This window comes from Alteromonas sp. KC3, assembly GCF_016756315.1.
In the GTDB taxonomy this organism is placed as follows: Bacteria; Pseudomonadota; Gammaproteobacteria; order Enterobacterales; family Alteromonadaceae; genus Alteromonas.
This window is the reverse complement of record NZ_AP024235.1, coordinates 2,114,338-2,134,732: the sequence shown is the minus strand read 5'-3', so window position 1 is coordinate 2,134,732 and position 20,395 is coordinate 2,114,338. Positions and strand designations below refer to the sequence as shown.

Sequence of the window (20,395 nt, the reverse complement as noted above, 5' to 3'; positions counted from 1 at the left end):
AGAGAAGTTAAGGATTGTTTTACCTATGACAAACGTCGACCAACAAGAGATTAATAAATTTTCTGAGCTCGCCTCTCGCTGGTGGGATCCCGAAGGCGAATTTAAACCGCTTCATTTAATTAACCCGCTTCGACTTGATTTCATCAATCAACACAGTGAGGGTTTGTTTGGTAAACAGGTTATCGATATTGGTTGCGGTGGCGGTATCCTTGCCGAATCAATGGCTAAAGCGGGTGCTACCGTAACAGGTCTTGATATGGCTGAGGCGTCATTAGAAGTCGCTAAGCTTCATGGTTTAGAATCGGGAATAAAAGTAGATTACGTTTGTTCAACCGCTGAACAGTTCGCGCAGGATAATGCTGGTAAATTTGATGTTGTCACTTGTATGGAAATGCTAGAACACGTACCCGACCCCGCTTCAGTTGTTATGGCATGCGCAAAGTTAGTTAAGCCAGGTGGTCATGTGTTCTTTTCTACACTCAATAGAAACCTGAAGTCTTATTTAATGGGGATCCTTGGTGCAGAATATATTCTTAAACTCGTCCCTAAAGGCACCCACGAACACAGCAAATTTATTAAACCATCAGAGCTTATGGCGATGACAGATCAGGCAGGCCTTTTGCCTCGCGATATGACAGGGCTTCATATGGATCCGATCTCTCAAGGTTTTTATCTTTCTGCCAACAATGTAGACGTAAACTACTTACTGTATACCGTTGCACAAGATTAGACGTATGCAAGGGTACAAATAATAGTAGATGCACATCGTTGTGCACCTACTATATACAGTGTATTTAAAATAAATTAACACAACATATTGGGTCGTGGCGATATTTTAAACACCATATATCGTGTTTTTATAAAAACGAGTTTCTAAGAATAAATTAATTTTTTTCGAAATCAATTTAGCAAAAACGCTTGCATTCCCGATATTTTACGCTTGTAGAACGCTAAAAAGTTAGTTGTTACTAACGTAAATTTCATGCCAGTTTGAGTGCTTGAAATACCACCAGATATTGGGTTGCAATCGAGGCAAAACCTCACTATCTTGTGTTTAATTCAGCACGTGATCCCAAGATCAATTAACGGGATCAAAACAGATCGCGCAGAGATGCGCCATTCGACTCCGCTGAAATAAACAAGCAATACAAGAAATATATAAGCAGTCTCTACTTCATATCTTTATTCGGTATTAGTCTAGGCCGCTTTTGTGTGTGCTTTTGTTAGATCTGTAAAAACCAGACCAACAGCATGCGCATTAAAAAATTAATTATAAATGATAATGGGCAGCATAGCCCACGCATCAAGCGCTAACAGACATACGGCCAGTAACATGAACAACAACTTATTTGTCACCAAACGAAATGGTGAAAAAGAGTCCATCGACTTAGAGAAAATCCACAAAGTCGTCACATGGGCGGCAAAAGGACTAAATAATGTTTCTGTTTCACAAGTTGAAATAAAAGCACAAATTCAGTTCTTTGACGGTATCAACACCAGTGAAATCCACGAAACGCTAATTAAGTCTGCCGCAGATCTTATCTCTACTGATGCGCCTGATTACCAATATTTAGCGGCTCGCCTAGCGATTTTCCATCTACGTAAAAAAGCTTATGGACAGTTCGAGCCACCAGCGCTTTTCGATCATGTTGCCAAAATGGTTGATGCCGGCAAATACGACAAACACTTGTTAGAAGATTACACTGCTGAAGAGTTTGCTGAGATGGATACGTATATCGATCATTGGCGTGATATGAACTTCAGCTATGCAGCCGTAAAACAGCTGGAAGGTAAATACCTCGTTCAAAACCGCGTTACTGGCGAGATCTATGAGAGTGCTCAGTTCCTGTACATTCTTGTAGCGGCATGTTTGTTTGCAAATTATGATAAAGACGTACGTATGGACTACATTCGCCGTTTTTACGATGCCGCATCAACATTCAAATTGTCACTACCAACGCCTATTATGGCGGGTGTTCGTACCCCTACTCGTCAGTTCAGCTCATGCGTATTGATTGAGACAGGTGACAGCCTTGACTCAATTAATGCAACAGCAAGTGCTATTGTAAAATACGTGAGCCAGCGCGCAGGTATCGGTGTTAACGCAGGTCGCATTCGTGCGCTAGGCAGCCCTATCCGTGGTGGTGAAGCCTTCCATACTGGCTGTATTCCTTTTTATAAGTACTTCCAAACAGCGGTTAAAAGCTGCTCTCAAGGCGGTGTTCGTGGTGGCGCTGCTACCTTGTTCTACCCTATTTGGCATATGGAAGTTGAATCACTATTGGTACTTAAGAACAACCGCGGTGTTGAAGAAAACCGTGTGCGTCACCTAGATTATGGTGTTCAGTTCAACAAACTCATGTATCAGCGCATGATGAAAGACGGCTACATTTCATTGTTTAGCCCATCAGACGTACCAGGCCTGTACGATGCGTTCTTCGCTGACCAAGACAAGTTCGAAGAGCTTTACGTTAAATACGAAAACGACGACAGCATTCGTAAAAAGCAAATTAAAGCAATGGAACTGTTTAGCTTGTTCATGCAAGAGCGTGCTAGCACAGGTCGCATTTATCTTCAAAACGTTGACCACTGTAATACACACAGCCCGTTCAACCCAGAAGTTGCCCCTGTTCGTCAAAGTAACCTTTGTCTTGAAATTGCACTACCTACTAAGCCGCTTCAGCATGTTAACGATGAAAACGGTGAAATTGCACTGTGTACGCTATCAGCATTTAACTTAGGTGCTATCGAATCGTTAGACGAATTCGAAGAACTAGCAGACCTGGCGGTACGTGCACTTGATAACTTATTAGATTACCAAGACTATCCTGTACCAGCTGCATATAATGCAACAATGGGAAGACGTACATTAGGCGTAGGTGTAATTAACTTCGCGTACTACCTAGCTAAAAACGGTGTTAAATACTCTGATCACAGTGCTAATGGTCTGGTTCACCGCACGTTTGAAGCAATGCAGTATTACCTACTCAAAGCATCAAACAATCTTGCGAAAGAAAAAGGTGCGTGTCCTAAGTTTAATGAAACAACGTACTCGCAAGGCATTATGCCAATCGACAGCTACAAGAAAGACCTTGATAGCGTGTGTAATGAGCCACTTCATTACGATTGGGACGCGCTTCGTGAAGACGTTAAGACACATGGCTTACGTAACTCTACGTTGTCTGCGCTTATGCCGTCTGAAACATCGTCTCAAATTTCTAATGCAACAAACGGTATTGAGCCACCACGTGGTTTCATCAGCATTAAGTCAAGTAAAGACGGTGTACTTAAGCAAGTTGTACCTGAGTACGAAACGCTTAAGGATCAGTACGAACTGCTTTGGGACATTCCATCGAACGATGGTTACCTACAGCTTGTAGGTATTATGCAGAAGTTTATCGACCAAACTATCTCTGCTAATACAAACTACGACCCAAGCCGTTATGAAGGTAACAAGGTGCCAATGAAGCTCCTTCTTAAAGACCTTCTTACAACGTATAAACTGGGTGTTAAAACGCTTTACTACCATAACACTCGTGACGGTGCGTCAGACACTTCAGCACTTGATGCTAAAGCCAATGTACCTATGCCACGTCAAGAAGAAGTGGTCGTAGAGGAAGACGATGATTGTGCAGGCGGTGCGTGTAAAATATAAATAACAATGCACCACCTGTTAGATGGCAAGCGCGGCAATAATGCCAACTTGCCATCTATAGTTTCGCAGCAAGAACACAAATAATAATACGCGTTAATCATTAAGTTTTTAGTTAGGCCATCATGAAATACACTACGTTTAATCAGCAAAGTACAAATCCATTGGTTGAGCCAATGTTTTTCGGTAACCCCGTAAACGTTGCGCGCTACGACCAGCAAAAGCATGCCATTTTCGAGAAACTTATTGAGAAACAAATAAGCTTCTTTTGGCGTCCAGAAGAAGTAGACGTTTCGCGCGATCGCGTTGACTTTCAAAAGTTAACCGACCCAGAGAAGCATATCTTCATTTCAAATTTGAAATACCAAACGCTGCTAGATTCTGTACAAGGTCGCAGTCCTAACATTGCTTTTCTACCTATCATCTCATTACCAGAATTAGAGACATGGGTAGAAACATGGTCGTTCTTCGAGACAATTCACTCTCGTTCGTACACACACATTCTGCGCAACCTGTTCTCTGATCCTAGTGAGATTTTTGAAGATATCGTTGTTAACGAAGAAATTAAACGCCGCGCGGCTGATATTTCGAAATACTACGACGACCTTATTTTTGCTACGCAGCTTTGGCAAACACAAGGCGAAGGTGTTCACACTGTAAACGGCACTGCTTACACCGTTAATATGTACGAATTAAAGAAAAAGCTTTATTTGTGCATGAACTCAGTAAACGCACTAGAAGCCATTCGTTTCTATGTTTCGTTTGCCTGTACCTTTGCATTTGCGGAACGTAAGCTAATGGAAGGCAACTCAAAGATCATTCGTTTGATTGCACGAGACGAGAACCTTCACCTTTCATCTACCCAGCACATTCTTAATTTATGGGCGAAAGGTAAAGATGATCCAGAAATGGCACAAATCGCCGAAGAGTGTAAAGACGAAGCGCGCGCAATCTTTATGAACGCGGTAGAACAAGAAAAGCAATGGGCTGATTATTTGTTCCAAAACGGCTCAATGATAGGGTTAAACAAAGAAATTCTGTGTCAGTACGTAGAATACATTGCCAACCAGCGCATGACAGCAATTGGCCTTGATGCACCGTTTGACATTAGCAGTAACCCACTCCCGTGGATGAATAACTATCTGAACTCAGACAATGTGCAAGTTGCTCCTCAAGAGTCTGAGATTAGTTCCTACTTAGTTGGTCAAATAGACTCTGCAGTAAGCGAAGACGATTTCGCTGATTTTGAGCTGTAATCTTACAGCTTAATGAGCAGTGAAAAAACGAGGCTTCGCATCGATGTAGTCGATGTGGGGCCTATTGACGCCCCTGTCGATAAAACAATTTTAAGTGCTTTAGAAGCAAGTGATGTTCATATTCACTACCATTGCCGTGAGGGCTTTTGTGGTGCTTGTAGAACAAAGCTTTTGGAGGGAGAAGTAGAATATACTACAGACCCGCTTGCGTTTATTGATGACGACGAAATACTTCCCTGCTGTTGCATAGCCAAATCGCCCCTTAAAATAAAAGTGCCTTTGTAAGCAACTACACCTCTTTTTCTATGGCATACAAATCTTCATCTATCGATTCGAGACGCGCTTCAAACACCGCTCTGGCATCGCGCAACCCACAGTTGTAAAACACGCCGCCCATTTCTTTTGCTATAAATTCAAGAAGAAATTCACCATCAAATTGACCAAGCTCAACCCCCAGTTCATTGTTAAAATACCGTTGTAATTTATCAACTAACGCAGATTTTTCTTCGCTACTAAATGTAATGTCGCTCATATTCTATCCTTAAAAATTAAACGTTTTCTGCTGACTTCTTGGGTTCAACAGCATTTTTGTATTAGTGTATTCATGCTAACCATTGTCGAGAAATAGCCCTTCACATAATTTCCCTAGCGTATCAACAAACCACTTCATGGACGCAGATTGGCCAAGCTTTCTATTAAAAATCGCGTGAGTTTTTGTGTAATCGACATTTGATTCAAAAGGAAGCTCGACGATAGCCAAGTCGTACTTGCTTTTATACTTGTTTGCAATATGCCGAGGTAAAGTAACGAGTAAATCAGATGTAGAAATAATATCTGGTGCAGGCGAAAACTGGTTAATAATTAATGCTACGTGCCTTTTAAGTCCCAGTGGCATTAACATATCGTCTACAAAGCCACGTACGTCTCCTTTTGGACTGATTAACAAATGACGACCTTCCACGTAACGTTGTAGCGTTAACTCATCATAGTGTGAAAGTGGGTGGCCTCCCCTCATTACACACACATAATCGTCTTCTATTAAGGTGACTTTTTCAATTCGCTCAGGCAAATCACCAAATGCACTAATGGCTATATCAATTTGCTGATCATCAAGCAGTTCTATCGCTCTTCCTTCCATAGGTCTTGTTGTTATAGACATATTGGGCGCATGTAAACTGAGGTAATGGGCAAGCTTAGGCATTGCAAGTGCAACAAAATAATCGTGCGTTGCTAAACGAATCGTAACCTCAGATGTGCTTGGATCGAATGTCGCAGGCGCTAATGCTTGCGAGAGCTCAGCTAACGCTTTGCTCACCGCAGGTGCGATGTCCAACGCTCTAGACGTTGGCTTCATACCATTTGGGCTTTTCACGAACAATTCATCATTCAATGCATGCCTTAACCTGCTTAGCGCATGACTTGCTGCAGGTTGGGAAAGGTACAGTGCATCAGCTGCTTTCGAGACGTTTCTGTAACGCATCACTGCGTCAAAGACACGTAGCAAGTTTAGGTCAAATGCATTTAAATTCATATTGTGCATAACACTTATACTGTTAATTCATTTCAAACATTAACCGGGAGTTACTAGGATATCAATACCGCTTAGGTATTTAACATCAATTGGAGATTTGAAATGACAACACTAAACGACAAAGTAGCAGTAATTACAGGTGGTAATAGTGGTATTGGACTAGCCGCAGCAACACTTTTTATTGAGCAAGGCGCACGTGTGGTCTTGTTCGGAAGAAATCAAACTTCGTTAGATGAAGCAGTGTCAAAACTTGGCCCTCGCGCTGTTGGCGTTCAAGGTGACGTCACGAATTTAGACGACCTTGAAACCCTTAAGAATGAAACCACCATGCGATTCGGGCAAATAGATATTCTTTTTGCAAACGCTGGGCTTGGTGTTTTTTCACCTATCGAAAATATTGACGAAGCTAGCTACGACAAACAGTTTGATATTAATGTAAAAGGCGCATTTTTTACCGTGCAGAAAATGCTACCGCTATTAAAAAATGGCAGCAGTGTCATACTTACTGGGTCAGCCGTGCATGAGAAAGGTGTAGCAACGGGCAGCTTATACTTCGCAACAAAAGCGGCAGTGCGTTCGCTTAGCCGTACACTTGCGTCCGAACTCGCGCCAAAAGGCATTCGTGTTAACACGTTAAGTCCAGGTATCGTTAGAACAAACTTTGCAGAAAACACTAACATCGCGTCTGACGATTTTGAGGGCTTTGTAGGTATGGTGGCTTCACAAGCGCCGTTACAAAGACCAGGCACTATGCAAGAAATTGCGAATGCCGCACGTTTCTTAGCAAGTGATGAGTCGTCCTATATGACCGCCGCAGATCTCGTTGTCGACGGTGGTTGGATGAACGTATAGGATAGCGATGCCCATTTTCTGGTCTTCAATATTGGTTTATAAGATCATGTCGTTTGAAGGCCAGAAACGCTTATCTCGCATACTATTTTAGACCCTTACATTCAAAAAGCAGATGGCGGTCGCCCGTAGTAATTGACAAATGCGCGACGAAAATTTGTAGGCTCAGTATAGCCCAATTGATACGCAGTTTGTTTCACACTTAGCCGCTTTACAAACAACAAGTCCAAAGCTTTGCGCATCAGCGTTTTTTCCCGTTCTTTTCGAAAGCTTGTGTTCTCTTTTTCCAATTGCCTATGCAAGGTTCTTTTGCTTATACACAGCGCGTCGGCAGCGTTCTCAAGTGAAGGTATCGTTGCATTATGCTGCCGTAAGAAATGCCTAAGTTTTTCAGTAGCATTGTTTACTACCAGCGCTTCGTACTCCATTTCACAAAGCTTTACGGCATAATCAAAACTTACTTTGTCACTATTAACGAGTGGTTGATGGGCCTTTGATTTGTCCAATACAATCGCACAATACGGTTGGTCATACAGCCTTTCAATGTCTGGTTCACTACACTCTGAGTGAAGATGTTGACGATGGCTCTTACAACCATGCTTATCCATTGAATAATCAAAAACTACTCGGGATATTACTGGGCTGTTTCCCTCGCTAACAAGGCTACTATGTAAATTGAGCAATGCTGAGGTAAGTGCATCTATAAAAAATTGATGTACATGTTCTCGCCAATATAGGTCGTGCACGGTTACGACTATATCGTTATGCTTCTCAATAATGTGTAGCTCCAGTCCGGGCACTCGCATTGCAATAAAACGTTCAAACAGCGAAATAATATCGATTACAGTTGGGCTATTCATTATGGCAAGCCCAAAGGGGCCGTGATGGATTAACTGTAACGCTTCTCCTAATAGTACACCTGGTCTTTTTATGCCGTGGCCTTCAACAAGAGTATTAACCAGTATGATAAAGTGTTCAGCAGCCATCTTTGCACCGGCTTGCTTGAACTGTTCATAGTGAAGTCCCTGCTCATTTAAACAAGATGCCAATGCCACGCCCTCTCGCGCGAGCACTTTTTCAAGTTGCATAATATAAAATGTAGGCACGCTGCTTACATCATTACCTGTAATTTCTTGGTTGCTGCCCATGCTTACACATTGTCGTCACAGTGGATCACGCGAAAATGTTAAATTACTGTAAGCACCTTGGCAATAAATGATTCCCCTTTGTCAATTTACGCACTCTTTGGCACAGCTAATCTAAGGCAAACTTCTAGACATTGTTAATGTATGGGTGGTTATCATGCTGCATTATTTTAAATTCTTTAACTTTTACTTCGCTGTGCTGTTTGGCCTGATTGCTATTTGGTTTGGTGGCAACACTATTTACCTAGGCTTTGTTGTATATATTGCATTTTATGTATTAGGCGATGCGTTGTTGGGCGATGACTTATCTGAGCCCCCATTGCTTAATGCGGGGTTACTGAAAGTCATGCTTTATAGTGCCCTTCCTCTATCTTGTTGCATTTTAGCTACAGCACTAGCGCTTGTATCAACGCCTAGCGCCCCACTTCCCCATTTACTATATGCGCAGTTCAATATCGACATCAACGCTTTCACGCCGCATGCAACCACAATGCAAACTATCGTAGCAATTCCTTTTTTAGCACTTATGCTAGGTGGAGTAGCAACAGTTGTCGCCCATGAGTTAGTTCACCGTGTTGGCAATCCTGTGGCGGTGTGCATTGGACGATGGCTGCTTGCTTTTAGTTTCGACGCTAACTTTTCAATTGAGCATGTCTATAACCACCATGTAAAAGTTGCAACGCAAGATGATCCTGCTACTGCACCTCGTGGGCGTGATGTTTATACCCATTTTGTCATTGCCTTTATGGGTACCCAACAAGCTGGCTGGCACATCGAATGTAAACGGCTAGATCGAAATAAGTTGCCCAAAATCAGTCTACATAATAAATGTATAAGGGGTTGGTTAATGAGCGCCTTTCTAGCCATGGTGGCATTTAGCATCGCAGGTATTAATGGCATCGCAATGTTTGTTGCCCTTGGTATTAGTACAAAATTTACACTTGAAATTGTAAATTATATGGAACATTACGGACTCGTCCGTTGCCCGCGCCAGCCTGTTAGACCAAGGCACTCATGGAATTCAAATCGACGCATCAGTTGTTGGACTATGTTTAATCTGCCGAGACACAGTCATCATCATGCACAAGGCGCAGTGCCATTTGAGAAACTAAAAGCCCTGCAAGACTCTCCCCAAATGGTAAGCGGGTACATATCAACTATGGTGCTCGCACTTATTCCCCCGCTTTGGTTTCGAATAATGGAAAAGAAATTGGCCCATTGGGATGAACACTTTGCAAGTGATAGAGAGAAAGAAATTATTGCTAAGCAATTTAAATGATTTCAATACAGAAGGTCATGAAATAGTGTTGGCCTGGATATGGCATAAGGTTATAGAGACAAAAAACGAGGAAGTACTCTATGAAATACCGAAATTTAATTGCCTCTGTAACAGTGAGCAGCGTACTTGTGATTTCTCCTTCAGTTTTTGCCAAAAATGGTGACAAGGATAAATCACTTCCACCGGGTTTGGAGAAAAAGCTTCAACGTACCGGTGAATTACCCCCTGGATGGCAAAAGAAGCTCGCTGTCGGTAATGTAATGGAAACCAGAGTTTATGAACATTCTCGCGTCGTCGTGCCTGTTGATAGAAAAGGCGTGATAACCGTTCAAGTAGAAGATCGTGTTGTCAGGCTTATTCAGGCGACCCGTGAAATAGTTGAAATACTCGACTAAACCATTCGCTTATAAGGCACTATCACTAATACGAAATTGACTTACTATTGGGTGAGATTACTATTTCTTGCAACTAAGCAACTGACTGTTTTAAGGAATAGTAATGACCACTCCCCTTTTTACACCCTATACAAGCGAAAAATTAACCTTAAGTAATCGCATTGTAATGGCGCCGATGACCCGCCAATTTTCACCTAATGGTATTCCAACTAACGACGTTGCTGATTACTATCAAAGACGCGCACAAGGTGGTACCGGACTAATTATTACCGAAGGTACTACGGTAAATGACAACGTCGCGACAATGGACGCTAACATTCCACAATTTCACGGTGAACAAGCTCTCGCTGGTTGGAAACGTGTGGTTGAAAAGGTACACAGTGAAAATGGGAAGATCATGCCTCAACTATGGCATGTGGGAATGGCACGAGTAGCAGAAAAGGCGCCTTTTCCTGAACTACCCAGTGCAGGACCTTCGGGACTATTTAAGCCCGGAAAGCAAGGTGCAGAACCGATGACTGTTGCGCATATTGAAGCGGTCATAGAGGCGTTTGCACAAGCGGCCTCTGATGCTCAAACTATAGGAATGGATGGCGTTGAAATACACGGCGCGCATGGTTACCTGATTGACCAGTTTTTTTGGGAAGGCACTAATCAGCGCTCTGATAGTTGGGGCGGTAACATGGAAAACCGTAGTCGTTTTGCCGTTGAAATCATTAAAGCCATTCGTGCAGCTACGTCTCCCGACTTCCCAATTATTCTTCGCTATTCACAGTGGAAGCAACAAGACTACACCGCACGTCTTGCCCACACGCCACAAGAACTTGAGCAATTCTTGCTCCCACTAAGTGACGCAGGCGTGGACATTTTCCATTGCTCGCAGCGCCGTTATTGGGAAAATGAATTTGAAGGCAGTGAGTTAAACCTTGCGGGCTGGACTAAAAAACTCACAGGCAAACCGACAATAACCGTCGGTTCGGTTGGTCTTAATGATGACTTCTTCGGTGCATTTAAGGGCCAAGATTCCAGCACGCGCTCTGTTGATGACTTACTGGAACGACTTGGCGCTGGTGAGTTTGATTTAGTCGCGGTTGGCAGAGCGTTGCTTCAAGATCCTAACTGGGCCAACAAAATAAAAGAAAATCGTATGGATGAACTAGAGCAATATTCTGGAAAGGCCTTAGCGTCACTATCCTAGTGTAAGATCGTATGGATTGCCTTATTACCATACGGTTATTTTGATAAAAAACGTTCAGCGGGGCTTATGGAAGTTATCCATTAACCCCGCTTTATTCTGAGCCCTTATTCTCTTAGCCTTTTTCGTGGCGCTTGATTAACAGTGCTTCAAAATCGGACTTAGATAATGGCTTTGCGAAAAAGTATCCTTGACCATAGTCACAACCCATCGATTTTAAGATCTCTAATTGCTCTTGCGTTTCTATTCCTTCAGCGACCACCTGTATCCCCAGTTTTTTCGCCATAACGATGATAGCTTCACACAACACTTTGTCGTTACTTACCTCTGTCATAGAATGCACAAAGCTTCGATCAATCTTTATATAATCAGTTGGAAATTTTTTAAGGTACGATATTGAAGAAAAGCCAGTACCGAAGTCGTCTAGCGCAATGCTGACGCCTGCTTGTCGGAATTGGAACAATTTTTTGGTGACCTGAGAGTTAGCATCCATGAGCAAGTTTTCGGTGATTTCAAGCGATACAGCATTGGGTGATAACTCATTGTCCAAAAGCTTCAGCAACCATTCCATAATATTGGGGTCACGATGAAAATAGTGATTTGGTGAGGTATTAATACTTAATTGTAAATCAGGGCACAGCGATTCCCGCCACTTAATGGCATCTTGGCAAACTTGATCAAATACCCAATTGCTAATTTCAATAATAGTGCCTGACTCTTCTGCAACCGGTATAAATTCATCAGGTCTTATCAAACCTCTATCTGGGTGCTGCCATCTTAATAATGCCTCTGCTTTAGACAGTCGATTTGATTGAATATCGATAATAGGTTGGTACTCAATATAAAACTCACAGTTATTTAGTGCATTGCGTAAATCATTTTTATACGACAACCGTTTCAATGCCGACTCTTGCATTTCCTTTGAGTAAAATTGATGACTGTTTTTTCCCTGAGCCTTAGCGCCATACATGGCTTGATCAGCGTTTTTGAGTAACGCTGTCACATCGTCACCATCATCTGGATACAAAGTAACACCAATACTCACACTAGTATGAATATGCCGTTGTTGCAGAACATAAGGTTCGGATATGTCTTTAAGCAGTTTTTGGATAATGTTATCTAAATCACGCGAACGGGTTATGCCACCGAGTAAGATTACAAATTCGTCGCCGCCTAACCTCGAGGCTGTATCCTCTTGTCGTATGCACTTTTGAATACGTGCAGCACACTCAATCAGTAACATATCGCCCACATCGTGGCCGAGGGTGTCATTTACGTCCTTGAAATTGTCTAAATCTAGGAAAAGTACCGCAACTTTCGTTTTGTCTCGTTTAGCTTGTGAGAGCAGATGCTTTAATTGTTCTTCCATCAAATTGCGATTTGGCAGAGATGTAAGCACATCAAAGTTGGCTTGGCGCCAAATTAATTGGTTAGCTCTTTCTCTTTCAATTGCAATACTGGCTATATGTGCAAATTGTTCAATAAGAACAAGTGCATCAGCGCTTGGTTTGGATGATGAACGATGGTATATCGCAAACGTGCCTAAAACACTGTTGTCGGCCCCTCGAATTGGCTGAGACCAACAGGACCCGAGATTTGCCTGTTTAGCCAGTTCTGACCATGCCGACCAGTAAGGATGTGTCGCAATATCTTCAACAACGGTCAGTGCGTTAGTAAATGCCGTATTGCCGCACGAACAAACCCCAGGCCCTATCTCAACCCCATCAATGGCGTCGTTGTAGAAATCGGGTAATGAGGGTGCAGCCCCCATAACTAAACGATTACCTTCCAGAAGAAGAATACTGCACATCTGGCCTTTGTATTCTTTTTCGATTGCAGCCACAATTTCCGCTAAGACAGATTCAAGCGATTTAGAGGTAACGACCTTTTCTAATATGGTACTTCTTACCCTAGCAAGCTTTTGAGACTCCTCGGCGGTGGCTTGATATTGCTTTACTTGCTTTAAGAGCTTTTGCTGATTTTCTCGCAGTAATTCGGTTTCTACTATTTTGCCTAAATCAGCAAGTTGTTTGATTTGGTCTTTATTAAAAGTCTTGGGCGTACTATCAAAAACACATAGGGTTCCGACAGGCAAACCTTCAATCATGATATTCACCCCTGCGTAGAAACGAACTTTTGGTTCGTCAGTTACAAAGGGGTTATTAGCAAAACGTTTATCTTTTAATGTATCTGATACTACGAGATAGTGTGATTCTGCAATTGTGTGCGCACAAAATGCCTGATCTCTAGGCGTTTCTTCCATGTCGACGTTTACCGTCGACTTAAACCACTGACGATCCGCATCTATTAAGGATATAGTTGAAAACTTGCACTGAAGTAATTGTGTCGTAAGGCGTGTTATTCTATCAAATCGCTCTTCACGCTCAGTATCAAGCACGTTAAGACGATTCAGCGCTTCTAGCCTTTCCAACTCATTGGCAAGTTTAGGGGGAATGATCAAGGTTGTACCTCAAGCTGTCTCAACGAGTACAACGCGTACCGCTTTTAAAACACACTGTGTAACTATATAAACTTTACGCCATATTACAAAAAAAGTTCAATATTTAACTAACCTGAAACGCAGTATCAATGACGATTCTGACGCTTTATCACCAGATAAATGCCTAACAATGTCATGGTTGAAGCGATCACAATTTGAATGGTTAATAACTCTGCGAGGAATAACCAGCCCATCGCTGTGGCTATGATCGGCACACTCAATTGTACTGTTGCAGCAGTGGTCGCTTTGAGCAGTGGCAATGCGCTATACCAAATAGCGTAACCACATGCTGATGCAATAACACCAGACATTATAGCCAACACAACGCCTGTCTCATCCCATGTAAAACTATTCGGATAAAAAACGACAACGCTCAGTGCAAATGGTAGGCAAAGAATGCTGGCATATACAAAATTTCCACTTGTGCTTAAGAGTGCTGAATGGCTTTGTCTACCCTTAATCGAATACATGCCCCAGGCTATGCCGGAGATAATCATTAGCGCACCAGAAAATATGGAAGGTGCCACTGACGAGGGCAACATCAATACTATCAACCCCGAGAAAGCCAGTAAAAACCCTCCCCACTGAACAAAGGAAAACCGCTCGCCGTTAATAAATCCGAAACCTATCATGGTAATTTGTACAGAACCGAAAAGTAACAAAGCACCACTGCCTGTAGACATACCGATATAGGCAAATGAAAAACAGACTGCATATAAAAATAGCGCGATACCGCCTCGAAAACTGGCGTTTTTTTTAAGTGCACTAAAAAGCGTGCTGATTTTATTTTTACTAGGATCGCCAGTTAGCGTTAGCAGTGACAATAGTAGAAGCGATATTGCACCACTGGTTAGCCTGATCACAGTGAATAAGGTTGGATCAATAGTCGTATTACTCAATGCCATTCGGCACAAAAGTGAGTTAGCCGCAAAGGCCAACATCGCTAACGAAACCAGCAACAATGTTTTATACAAAATTAAGCCTTAAATCACGATTTGATGTCACACATCATTAAATGGAAATAATTATAGAAACAAAAAGAGGACCGCTATGGTCCTCTTTTCAATTCGATTATTTGTGCAGCCGTTAAAGCGAAAGCCCTAAGCGTTCTGCCACTTCAATGTAGGTTTCAACGACTGAACCTAACCCCTGTCTGAAACGGTCTTTATCCATTTTCTTACGGGTTTCTTTGTCCCACAAACGACAGCCGTCTGGCGTGAATTCATCGCCGAGTACAATATTGCCATCTTTATCAACGCCAAACTCAAGTTTATAGTCAACAAGAAGCATACCTGCATCATCAAACAACTGCTTAAGTACACTGTTTACTTTAAAGGTTAATGCCTTCATTTCAGCAATTTGTGCTTCAGTTGCCCAACCAAATGACAAAATATGATAGTCATTGACCATAGGATCATGAAGTGCATCGTTTTTGAGGAAAAACTCGAAAATAGGTGGGTTAAGCTCTTTGCCTTCTTCCACACCAAGTCTGCGGACAAGTGAACCAGCAGACAAGTTTCTCACTACACACTCAACTGGGATCATGTCGAGCTTCTTAACCAAAGACTCAGTATCAGAAACAAGCGCTTCAACTTGCGTTGCAATGCCAGCCTCTTCAAGCTTAGTCATAATAAAGTGATTAAACTTGTTGTTTACTTCACCCTTACGCTCAAGCTGCTCAATTTTCTCACCATCAAACGCCGACGTATCGTTGCGAAAGTGAAGAATTAGCTTGTCGCTATCATCAGTGTAATAAACAGTTTTTGCTTTACCGCGGTAAAGCTCATCGCGTTTTTCCATTCTCAGTCTCAGTTATATATCAAGGTTATCTTCTGACATGACCTCAGCAAATGCACTGTAAAGGTCGGAAACCTGATTTGCTTCAAACGGTACACTTTCATTGTTCATGAAAGTTACTGAAGTGCGCTCTGCACCTGCTTGAGCAACTTTCAAACGATAATCGCCTTTCTTAAGTAGCTTTTTATCGCCTGAAAATAAACCGTCCCACCAGCTGCCTTGATCACCATTATAGGTCACAAACAACAGGCCGTTCGATTTATCTAAATCTTTAACGTCAAAACCGAGCTTTCTTAGCACCAACAGCATTCTAGGCCATACAACATCGTATTTGGCGTCAACGACATACGCTGCATCACCATCGGCGTTAAAGCCCATTTCGGTGTTGATACCCTGACGAATTCTTGCAATTCGGCGAGTTTCAGCCAACTGGATTTGATACTCGTAGTGACCGATAACTTGGTTTAGTACTTCAACTTCTTCACGACGCTCTTGCATTGAAGACACATCTGCAACTACGTCGTTGCCTAGTGTTTGCATATAGTCTTTAAGCTTTACCGTTAGTGCAGCACTGCGCCCATGTGGTTTAACGTCTAGACTAAACTCGAATCGACGTCCAATTTCACTTTCTTCGTCAATAAAACTATACCAAGGACCATCTATTTCTTTGGTAATGATCATCCAGTCTGTGATCAGTAGTTTTTCTTCTGGGCTGAAGCTGTCAACACCAATGCCTTCTTCGTCGAGAAAACTTAAAAGTGAATTCCAAATAGCCTGACTTAGCGGCTGGCTGTCATCAACTTGGTCGAACCAAATTGTTGCAGAGTTCTTACCTTCTTCGACATGAGAGCCTGTCACTAATGGCAACACCAAAGCAGGAGACTGTACTGCTAGTGTTTTACCAACAAGCGTGGCATCAGCGTCTTTACCTAAAGGTGGTAAAGCGAATTCATCAGAAAAATTAGGAGAATCTAAATCGGCAGGTACCTGTAAAACTTTTTGTTCTTGAGTTTTTAAATATTCATAGCTACCCGACGCGGTCTTTCTATCTGTTTGGCTTGAACAACCTGCAAGTGCAACCATCGCCACTGAACTTGCTATAGCCAGCGTTCTATTCATCTGTGTTCCTTATTAACCAGAAATCAATGCGTATTTTTTTAGTAGTTTTTCGATACGTTTTTGGCTTGATAGTTCCGGTAAAACCATAGGTAATCGCATAACTGCGCTTTCCATCATGCCCATTTTATATAATGCCCATTTGGGCATTACTGGATTTGGCTCGATAAATAGCTCGCTATGAAGCAACGAAATCGTGCTGTCAATATCGCGGCATTTATCAAAATCTTTATTAAGTGCAGCTTCACACATTTGTGCAATCGCCTTCGGCACTATATTAGCCGTAACGGAAATGACCCCATGTCCACCTTCACACATAAATTCTGCGCTTGTGCCATCGTCGCCACTTAGTAGCACGAAATCATCGGGAACAAGAGGTTGTGTTTCTTTAAGGCGAGCAATACTGCCTGTTGCGTCTTTAAGGCCCACTATATTTTTGTGGTTTGCCAGTTCTGCAACAGTTTCTGGCAGCATATCGGCAACGGTTCTGCCTGGGACGTTATATAGAAGAACGGGAAGATCGCTTGCATCTGCAATAGCGTTAAAGTGCGCTATCATTCCGGCTTGTTGTGGCTTGTTGTAATATGGCACTACACTTAGAAAGCCATCAATACCTACCGAACCTAACTGTTCAGTAAGAAAAATCGCTTCAGCGGTAGAATTAGCACCACTTCCTGCAATTACCGGAATTGCACCAGAGGCCATCGCCACCGTTTCTTTAACCACATTTACGTGTTCATCAAAAGGAAGTGTCGCAGATTCGCCAGTTGTCCCAACAGATACAATGCCGTGGGTACCCTGCTCAACATGAAACTTTACAAGTTTCTCTAGAGACTTGTAATCAATATCGCCGTTTTGAAACATCGGCGTGACGAGTGCTACGTAACTACCAGTAAACATAATCTCTCCGCAAAATGTGAGCGCACATGTTAAATACGTCAGTGCTTAAACACAAGTGATAGCGTGCGTAAAATGACAAGTATTTGACAATATCTTATTCAAAGCGTTGAAAAAGGCACTGACTTATAAAAAAACTCTGTGCTAACATCTTGCTAGTTAGGGAATTTAACGGGTGTTGTTTAAAATTCATCCCCTTGTTAACTGCAGCCCATTTGGCAGATATAACAAGTCGGGGGATTTTATAGCGAATTTGCTATCGGCAGCTGGTTAAACCAACCAACGTATAAAATTTTACGTGTGCAATTTGTCAAAAAACGATTGGCGCTACACCGTGCTTTTACATAAAAAACACAGACTTTGCCAGTCGCCGATGTTAGGTGGATATCTGACAATTTACACGCTTTTAAAACAGCAGCGGCCATTGTGCCTTAGAGCTTGAAGAATACTAGATGTCAAAACACCAACTTATTGTCACTATTCTGGGAACAGACAAGAGTGGCATTCTCAGCGAAATAGCCAGCACGGTTTCTGAGGCGCAATGTAATATTCTCGATAGCCGACAGGCAATTTACGGACGCGAGTTCTCGCTTACAATGATAATCGAGGGAACACAAAGTGCAATTACAAAGGCAGAGTGTATACTGCCAGCGTTGTTTCAGCGCCTTGATCTATTGTCGATGATGAAGCGCACGAGCCACCACGAAAAACAAAATTTAGAACACTTATTTAATGTAGAGTTTAGCGGCGAAGATGCAGCAGGCTTGATTAAGTCTGTTACGGGCTTTTTTGCCGAGCGCCATGCCATGATTAGCGCGTTTAGACAGCGCACATTTAAAGATAAATTGACCGGCAAAGACAACATGCGATGCAAATTTGTGGTGTCTTTACCCGCATCGGATAACTTAGATGCCTTAGAATCTGATCTAATGGCCCTGTTTGCTACGTTAAATGTCACAGGTAAAGTTGTCGATAAACAGAAAAAGGATCCTAATGAAAACGTTACAGGCTGGTGATAAAGCACCACAATTCTCATTGCAAAACCAAAATGACGAAACGGTCTCGTTAGCAGATTTTGCTGGAAAAAAAGTACTTGTTTATTTTTATCCAAAAGCAATGACACCAGGATGCACAGTCCAAGCGCAGGGCTTACGCGATATCAACAATGAGTTGACTTCGAAAAATGTCGTGGTTTTAGGGATAAGCCCTGATGCCGTAAAACGACTGCCTAAATTTATCGAAAAAGAGAGCTTAAACTTTACGCTGCTTTCCGATGAAGACCATGCTGTTGCAGATGCGTTTGGCGTATGGGGCCCTAAAAAGTTCATGGGTAAGGAATATGACGGGATTCACCGTTTAACGTTTTTGATTGACGAGAACGGTGACATTGAACATGTGTTTAATAAATTTAAAACGAAAGAACACCACATTGTTGTTTTGGACTACTTGAATAACTAAATAATTCTAAGCACTGTGTATTAAAAGCCCCTCGTTTAAAGGGGCTTTTTTTTAGCTACGCTCCAAAGCTCACGTTTTCGTTTCACCTTTTGTACTATCGGTTTATTTAATCAAAACAACTTGGTTAACATTGCTATTCGATTCAATTTTTGAAACAACAATTGTTGCATTTGAAAGCTATGTTCAAACCCCATTATCTCTATTTTTTAGTTCTTGCTATTACTGGCTGCACTAGTGCTCAGGCTCCCGCTTACCAAGAAGACAGAGCGCCAGAGAATAGAACCGAATATAACGGCCTGCGCGGTGTTGTACAGCAACAACGCGACCAAAACTATCTGATGAGCAAAACACTATCTGAAAAATGTAATAACGCGAAAGTCGACCTTGTTGTAGCGCAATCGAAAGAAAATAAGGAAGACATGGAAACACAAAAACGCATCATCAAGGAAACATGTAGATAGTGCGACGCGCAGTGATATCGGCGCTCTATTTTACCGCTTTTTTTACCGGCTAGAATAACTCGAACTGTAATTATCAGCGTGTTTTCTTTGCGTAATAAAATATAAGAGCCCTACGTACGCATCTTGTAAGAAATGCAGGATAATAACCACATAAAGAGAGCCACTTAAAACGTAAATTATCGACAATACCGCGCCGACAAGCGCTGTCCGCAATACATTGTTCCAACCTTGATAGACATGGCACAAGCCAAATAAAGCACTCGATACTACGACTGATAAAGGTAAACCAATATATTCATCCAACGCGTGCAATAGATAGCCTCTAAAAAGTAGTTCCTCACAAACACCTGCACACACAGAGACACCACCGATAAACCATCTTGCTTCATTTACATTACTTGGAAGTAAATAGTGGAACCCGTTGAGTTGTTTCGCAATTTTGGCTAGTTCCCTCTCATTATCAACCACGCTACGAAAACTTATTAATAGATAACCAACGATCACAACTACCCCTAAAAAAGCAAGGCATTGTGATACGTTAAAATCTATGACCAATCCCAACTCATGCGCCGATACGTCACCCAGAGCCATTAAAGTGAAAAGCAACGAGGTGGGCACAAGCAATAGTAATATCGTTTCTTGATAAGCCCGCACCTTGGTTATTTTGCCGGTTGTTATTCTTTGCTTCGTGCTCCCTGAATCAATAAGTTCAATGGCTGGTAATAATGCAAAACACAATAACAAGAGTACTTCGATAAACATCATAGTGTAGTTCGCCTAAATGGGTAATCGTTGCCTATGATATTGACCAATCATATTAAATAAATAATATTCTATTTTATGATAACTAAACTAAAAGTTTAC

Annotated in this window: 20 protein-coding genes; 11 read left to right on the top strand and 9 right to left on the bottom strand. The window is 42.1% G+C overall.

Annotated elements, in window-relative coordinates; genetic code table 11:
• The first annotated feature begins 25 nt into the window (after positions 1 to 25).
• From ubiG to yfaE, 4 genes are all read left to right on the top strand, one after another.
• The gene (gene ubiG / locus JN178_RS09585; RefSeq protein ID WP_202265614.1) at positions 26 to 730 is read left to right on the top strand and encodes a bifunctional 2-polyprenyl-6-hydroxyphenol methylase/3-demethylubiquinol 3-O-methyltransferase UbiG; all 705 of its coding nucleotides are present in this window, start codon (positions 26 to 28) and stop codon (positions 728 to 730) included.
• A gap of 603 nt (positions 731 to 1,333) precedes the next feature.
• Positions 1,334 to 3,655, top strand: a complete 2,322-nt coding sequence (nrdA, locus tag JN178_RS09580) for a class 1a ribonucleoside-diphosphate reductase subunit alpha (RefSeq protein WP_202265612.1) — start codon at positions 1,334 to 1,336, stop codon at positions 3,653 to 3,655.
• 122 nt (positions 3,656 to 3,777) lie between these two features.
• Positions 3,778 to 4,908 (top strand): class Ia ribonucleoside-diphosphate reductase subunit beta, encoded by a 1,131-nt coding sequence (gene nrdB / locus JN178_RS09575; protein ID WP_159624692.1) that lies wholly within the window; start codon positions 3,778 to 3,780, stop codon positions 4,906 to 4,908.
• A 12-nt stretch (positions 4,909 to 4,920) separates the two neighbouring features.
• On the top strand, positions 4,921 to 5,193 hold the full coding sequence (yfaE, locus tag JN178_RS09570; protein WP_202265610.1) for a class I ribonucleotide reductase maintenance protein YfaE: 273 nt from the start codon (positions 4,921 to 4,923) through the stop codon (positions 5,191 to 5,193).
• Positions 5,194 to 5,197: 4 nt separating this feature from the next.
• On the opposite strand, the gene JN178_RS09565 is transcribed toward yfaE, so the two are convergent.
• Complete coding sequence (locus JN178_RS09565; RefSeq protein ID WP_202265608.1) at positions 5,198 to 5,440, bottom strand: DUF2164 domain-containing protein; 243 nt, start codon at positions 5,438 to 5,440, stop codon at positions 5,198 to 5,200.
• 75 nt (positions 5,441 to 5,515) lie between these two features.
• The gene (locus JN178_RS09560; RefSeq protein ID WP_202265606.1) at positions 5,516 to 6,448 is read right to left on the bottom strand and encodes a LysR family transcriptional regulator; all 933 of its coding nucleotides are present in this window, start codon (positions 6,446 to 6,448) and stop codon (positions 5,516 to 5,518) included.
• A 93-nt stretch (positions 6,449 to 6,541) separates the two neighbouring features.
• Here JN178_RS09560 and JN178_RS09555 point away from each other — a divergent pair, with 93 nt between their 5' ends.
• Positions 6,542 to 7,291: an SDR family NAD(P)-dependent oxidoreductase gene (locus JN178_RS09555; protein WP_202265604.1), complete on the top strand. Its 750-nt coding sequence runs from the start codon at positions 6,542 to 6,544 to the stop codon at positions 7,289 to 7,291.
• 101 nt (positions 7,292 to 7,392) lie between these two features.
• Here the strand turns inward: JN178_RS09555 and JN178_RS09550 are convergent, their stop codons facing one another.
• Positions 7,393 to 8,436 carry a helix-turn-helix domain-containing protein gene (locus JN178_RS09550; protein WP_202265602.1) on the bottom strand — a complete coding sequence of 348 codons (1,044 nt, stop codon included), beginning with the start codon at positions 8,434 to 8,436 and terminating at the stop codon, positions 7,393 to 7,395.
• 154 nt (positions 8,437 to 8,590) lie between these two features.
• Here JN178_RS09550 and JN178_RS09545 point away from each other — a divergent pair, with 154 nt between their 5' ends.
• From JN178_RS09545 to JN178_RS09535, 3 genes are all read left to right on the top strand, one after another.
• The gene (locus tag JN178_RS09545; RefSeq protein ID WP_202265600.1) at positions 8,591 to 9,712 is read left to right on the top strand and encodes an alkane 1-monooxygenase; all 1,122 of its coding nucleotides are present in this window, start codon (positions 8,591 to 8,593) and stop codon (positions 9,710 to 9,712) included.
• Positions 9,713 to 9,792: 80 nt separating this feature from the next.
• Positions 9,793 to 10,107 (top strand): hypothetical protein, encoded by a 315-nt coding sequence (locus tag JN178_RS09540; protein WP_202265598.1) that lies wholly within the window; start codon positions 9,793 to 9,795, stop codon positions 10,105 to 10,107.
• A gap of 103 nt (positions 10,108 to 10,210) precedes the next feature.
• The gene (locus tag JN178_RS09535; protein ID WP_202265596.1) at positions 10,211 to 11,305 is read left to right on the top strand and encodes an NADH:flavin oxidoreductase; all 1,095 of its coding nucleotides are present in this window, start codon (positions 10,211 to 10,213) and stop codon (positions 11,303 to 11,305) included.
• 112 nt (positions 11,306 to 11,417) lie between these two features.
• Here JN178_RS09535 and JN178_RS09530 read toward each other — a convergent pair whose 3' ends face one another.
• From JN178_RS09530 to dapA, 5 genes are all read right to left on the bottom strand, one after another.
• Positions 11,418 to 13,763: a bifunctional diguanylate cyclase/phosphodiesterase gene (locus JN178_RS09530; protein WP_202265594.1), complete on the bottom strand. Its 2,346-nt coding sequence runs from the start codon at positions 13,761 to 13,763 to the stop codon at positions 11,418 to 11,420.
• A 125-nt stretch (positions 13,764 to 13,888) separates the two neighbouring features.
• Complete coding sequence (locus JN178_RS09525) at positions 13,889 to 14,776, bottom strand: DMT family transporter (protein WP_202265592.1); 888 nt, start codon at positions 14,774 to 14,776, stop codon at positions 13,889 to 13,891.
• 112 nt (positions 14,777 to 14,888) lie between these two features.
• Positions 14,889 to 15,602: a phosphoribosylaminoimidazolesuccinocarboxamide synthase gene (gene purC / locus JN178_RS09520; protein WP_202265590.1), complete on the bottom strand. Its 714-nt coding sequence runs from the start codon at positions 15,600 to 15,602 to the stop codon at positions 14,889 to 14,891.
• 12 nt (positions 15,603 to 15,614) lie between these two features.
• A complete protein-coding gene (bamC, locus tag JN178_RS09515; RefSeq protein ID WP_202265588.1) occupies positions 15,615 to 16,718 on the bottom strand; it encodes an outer membrane protein assembly factor BamC in 1,104 nt (367 codons plus the stop codon).
• Positions 16,719 to 16,730: 12 nt separating this feature from the next.
• The gene (gene dapA, locus JN178_RS09510) at positions 16,731 to 17,615 is read right to left on the bottom strand and encodes a 4-hydroxy-tetrahydrodipicolinate synthase (protein ID WP_202265586.1); all 885 of its coding nucleotides are present in this window, start codon (positions 17,613 to 17,615) and stop codon (positions 16,731 to 16,733) included.
• A 449-nt stretch (positions 17,616 to 18,064) separates the two neighbouring features.
• Between dapA and JN178_RS09505 the strand changes: the two genes are divergently transcribed.
• From JN178_RS09505 to JN178_RS09495, 3 genes are all read left to right on the top strand, one after another.
• Positions 18,065 to 18,628 (top strand): glycine cleavage system protein R, encoded by a 564-nt coding sequence (locus JN178_RS09505; protein ID WP_202265584.1) that lies wholly within the window; start codon positions 18,065 to 18,067, stop codon positions 18,626 to 18,628.
• Positions 18,606 to 19,070: a thioredoxin-dependent thiol peroxidase gene (bcp, locus tag JN178_RS09500; protein ID WP_159624719.1), complete on the top strand. Its 465-nt coding sequence runs from the start codon at positions 18,606 to 18,608 to the stop codon at positions 19,068 to 19,070. The genes JN178_RS09505 and bcp overlap by 23 nt, the downstream gene beginning before the upstream one ends.
• A 179-nt stretch (positions 19,071 to 19,249) precedes the next feature.
• Positions 19,250 to 19,531, top strand: coding sequence for a hypothetical protein (locus JN178_RS09495; RefSeq protein ID WP_202265582.1), 282 nt, complete (start codon positions 19,250 to 19,252; stop codon positions 19,529 to 19,531).
• 42 nt (positions 19,532 to 19,573) lie between these two features.
• Here JN178_RS09495 and JN178_RS09490 read toward each other — a convergent pair whose 3' ends face one another.
• Positions 19,574 to 20,296, bottom strand: a complete 723-nt coding sequence (locus JN178_RS09490) for a CPBP family intramembrane glutamic endopeptidase (RefSeq protein WP_202265580.1) — start codon at positions 20,294 to 20,296, stop codon at positions 19,574 to 19,576.
• Positions 20,297 to 20,395 lie beyond the last annotated feature (99 nt).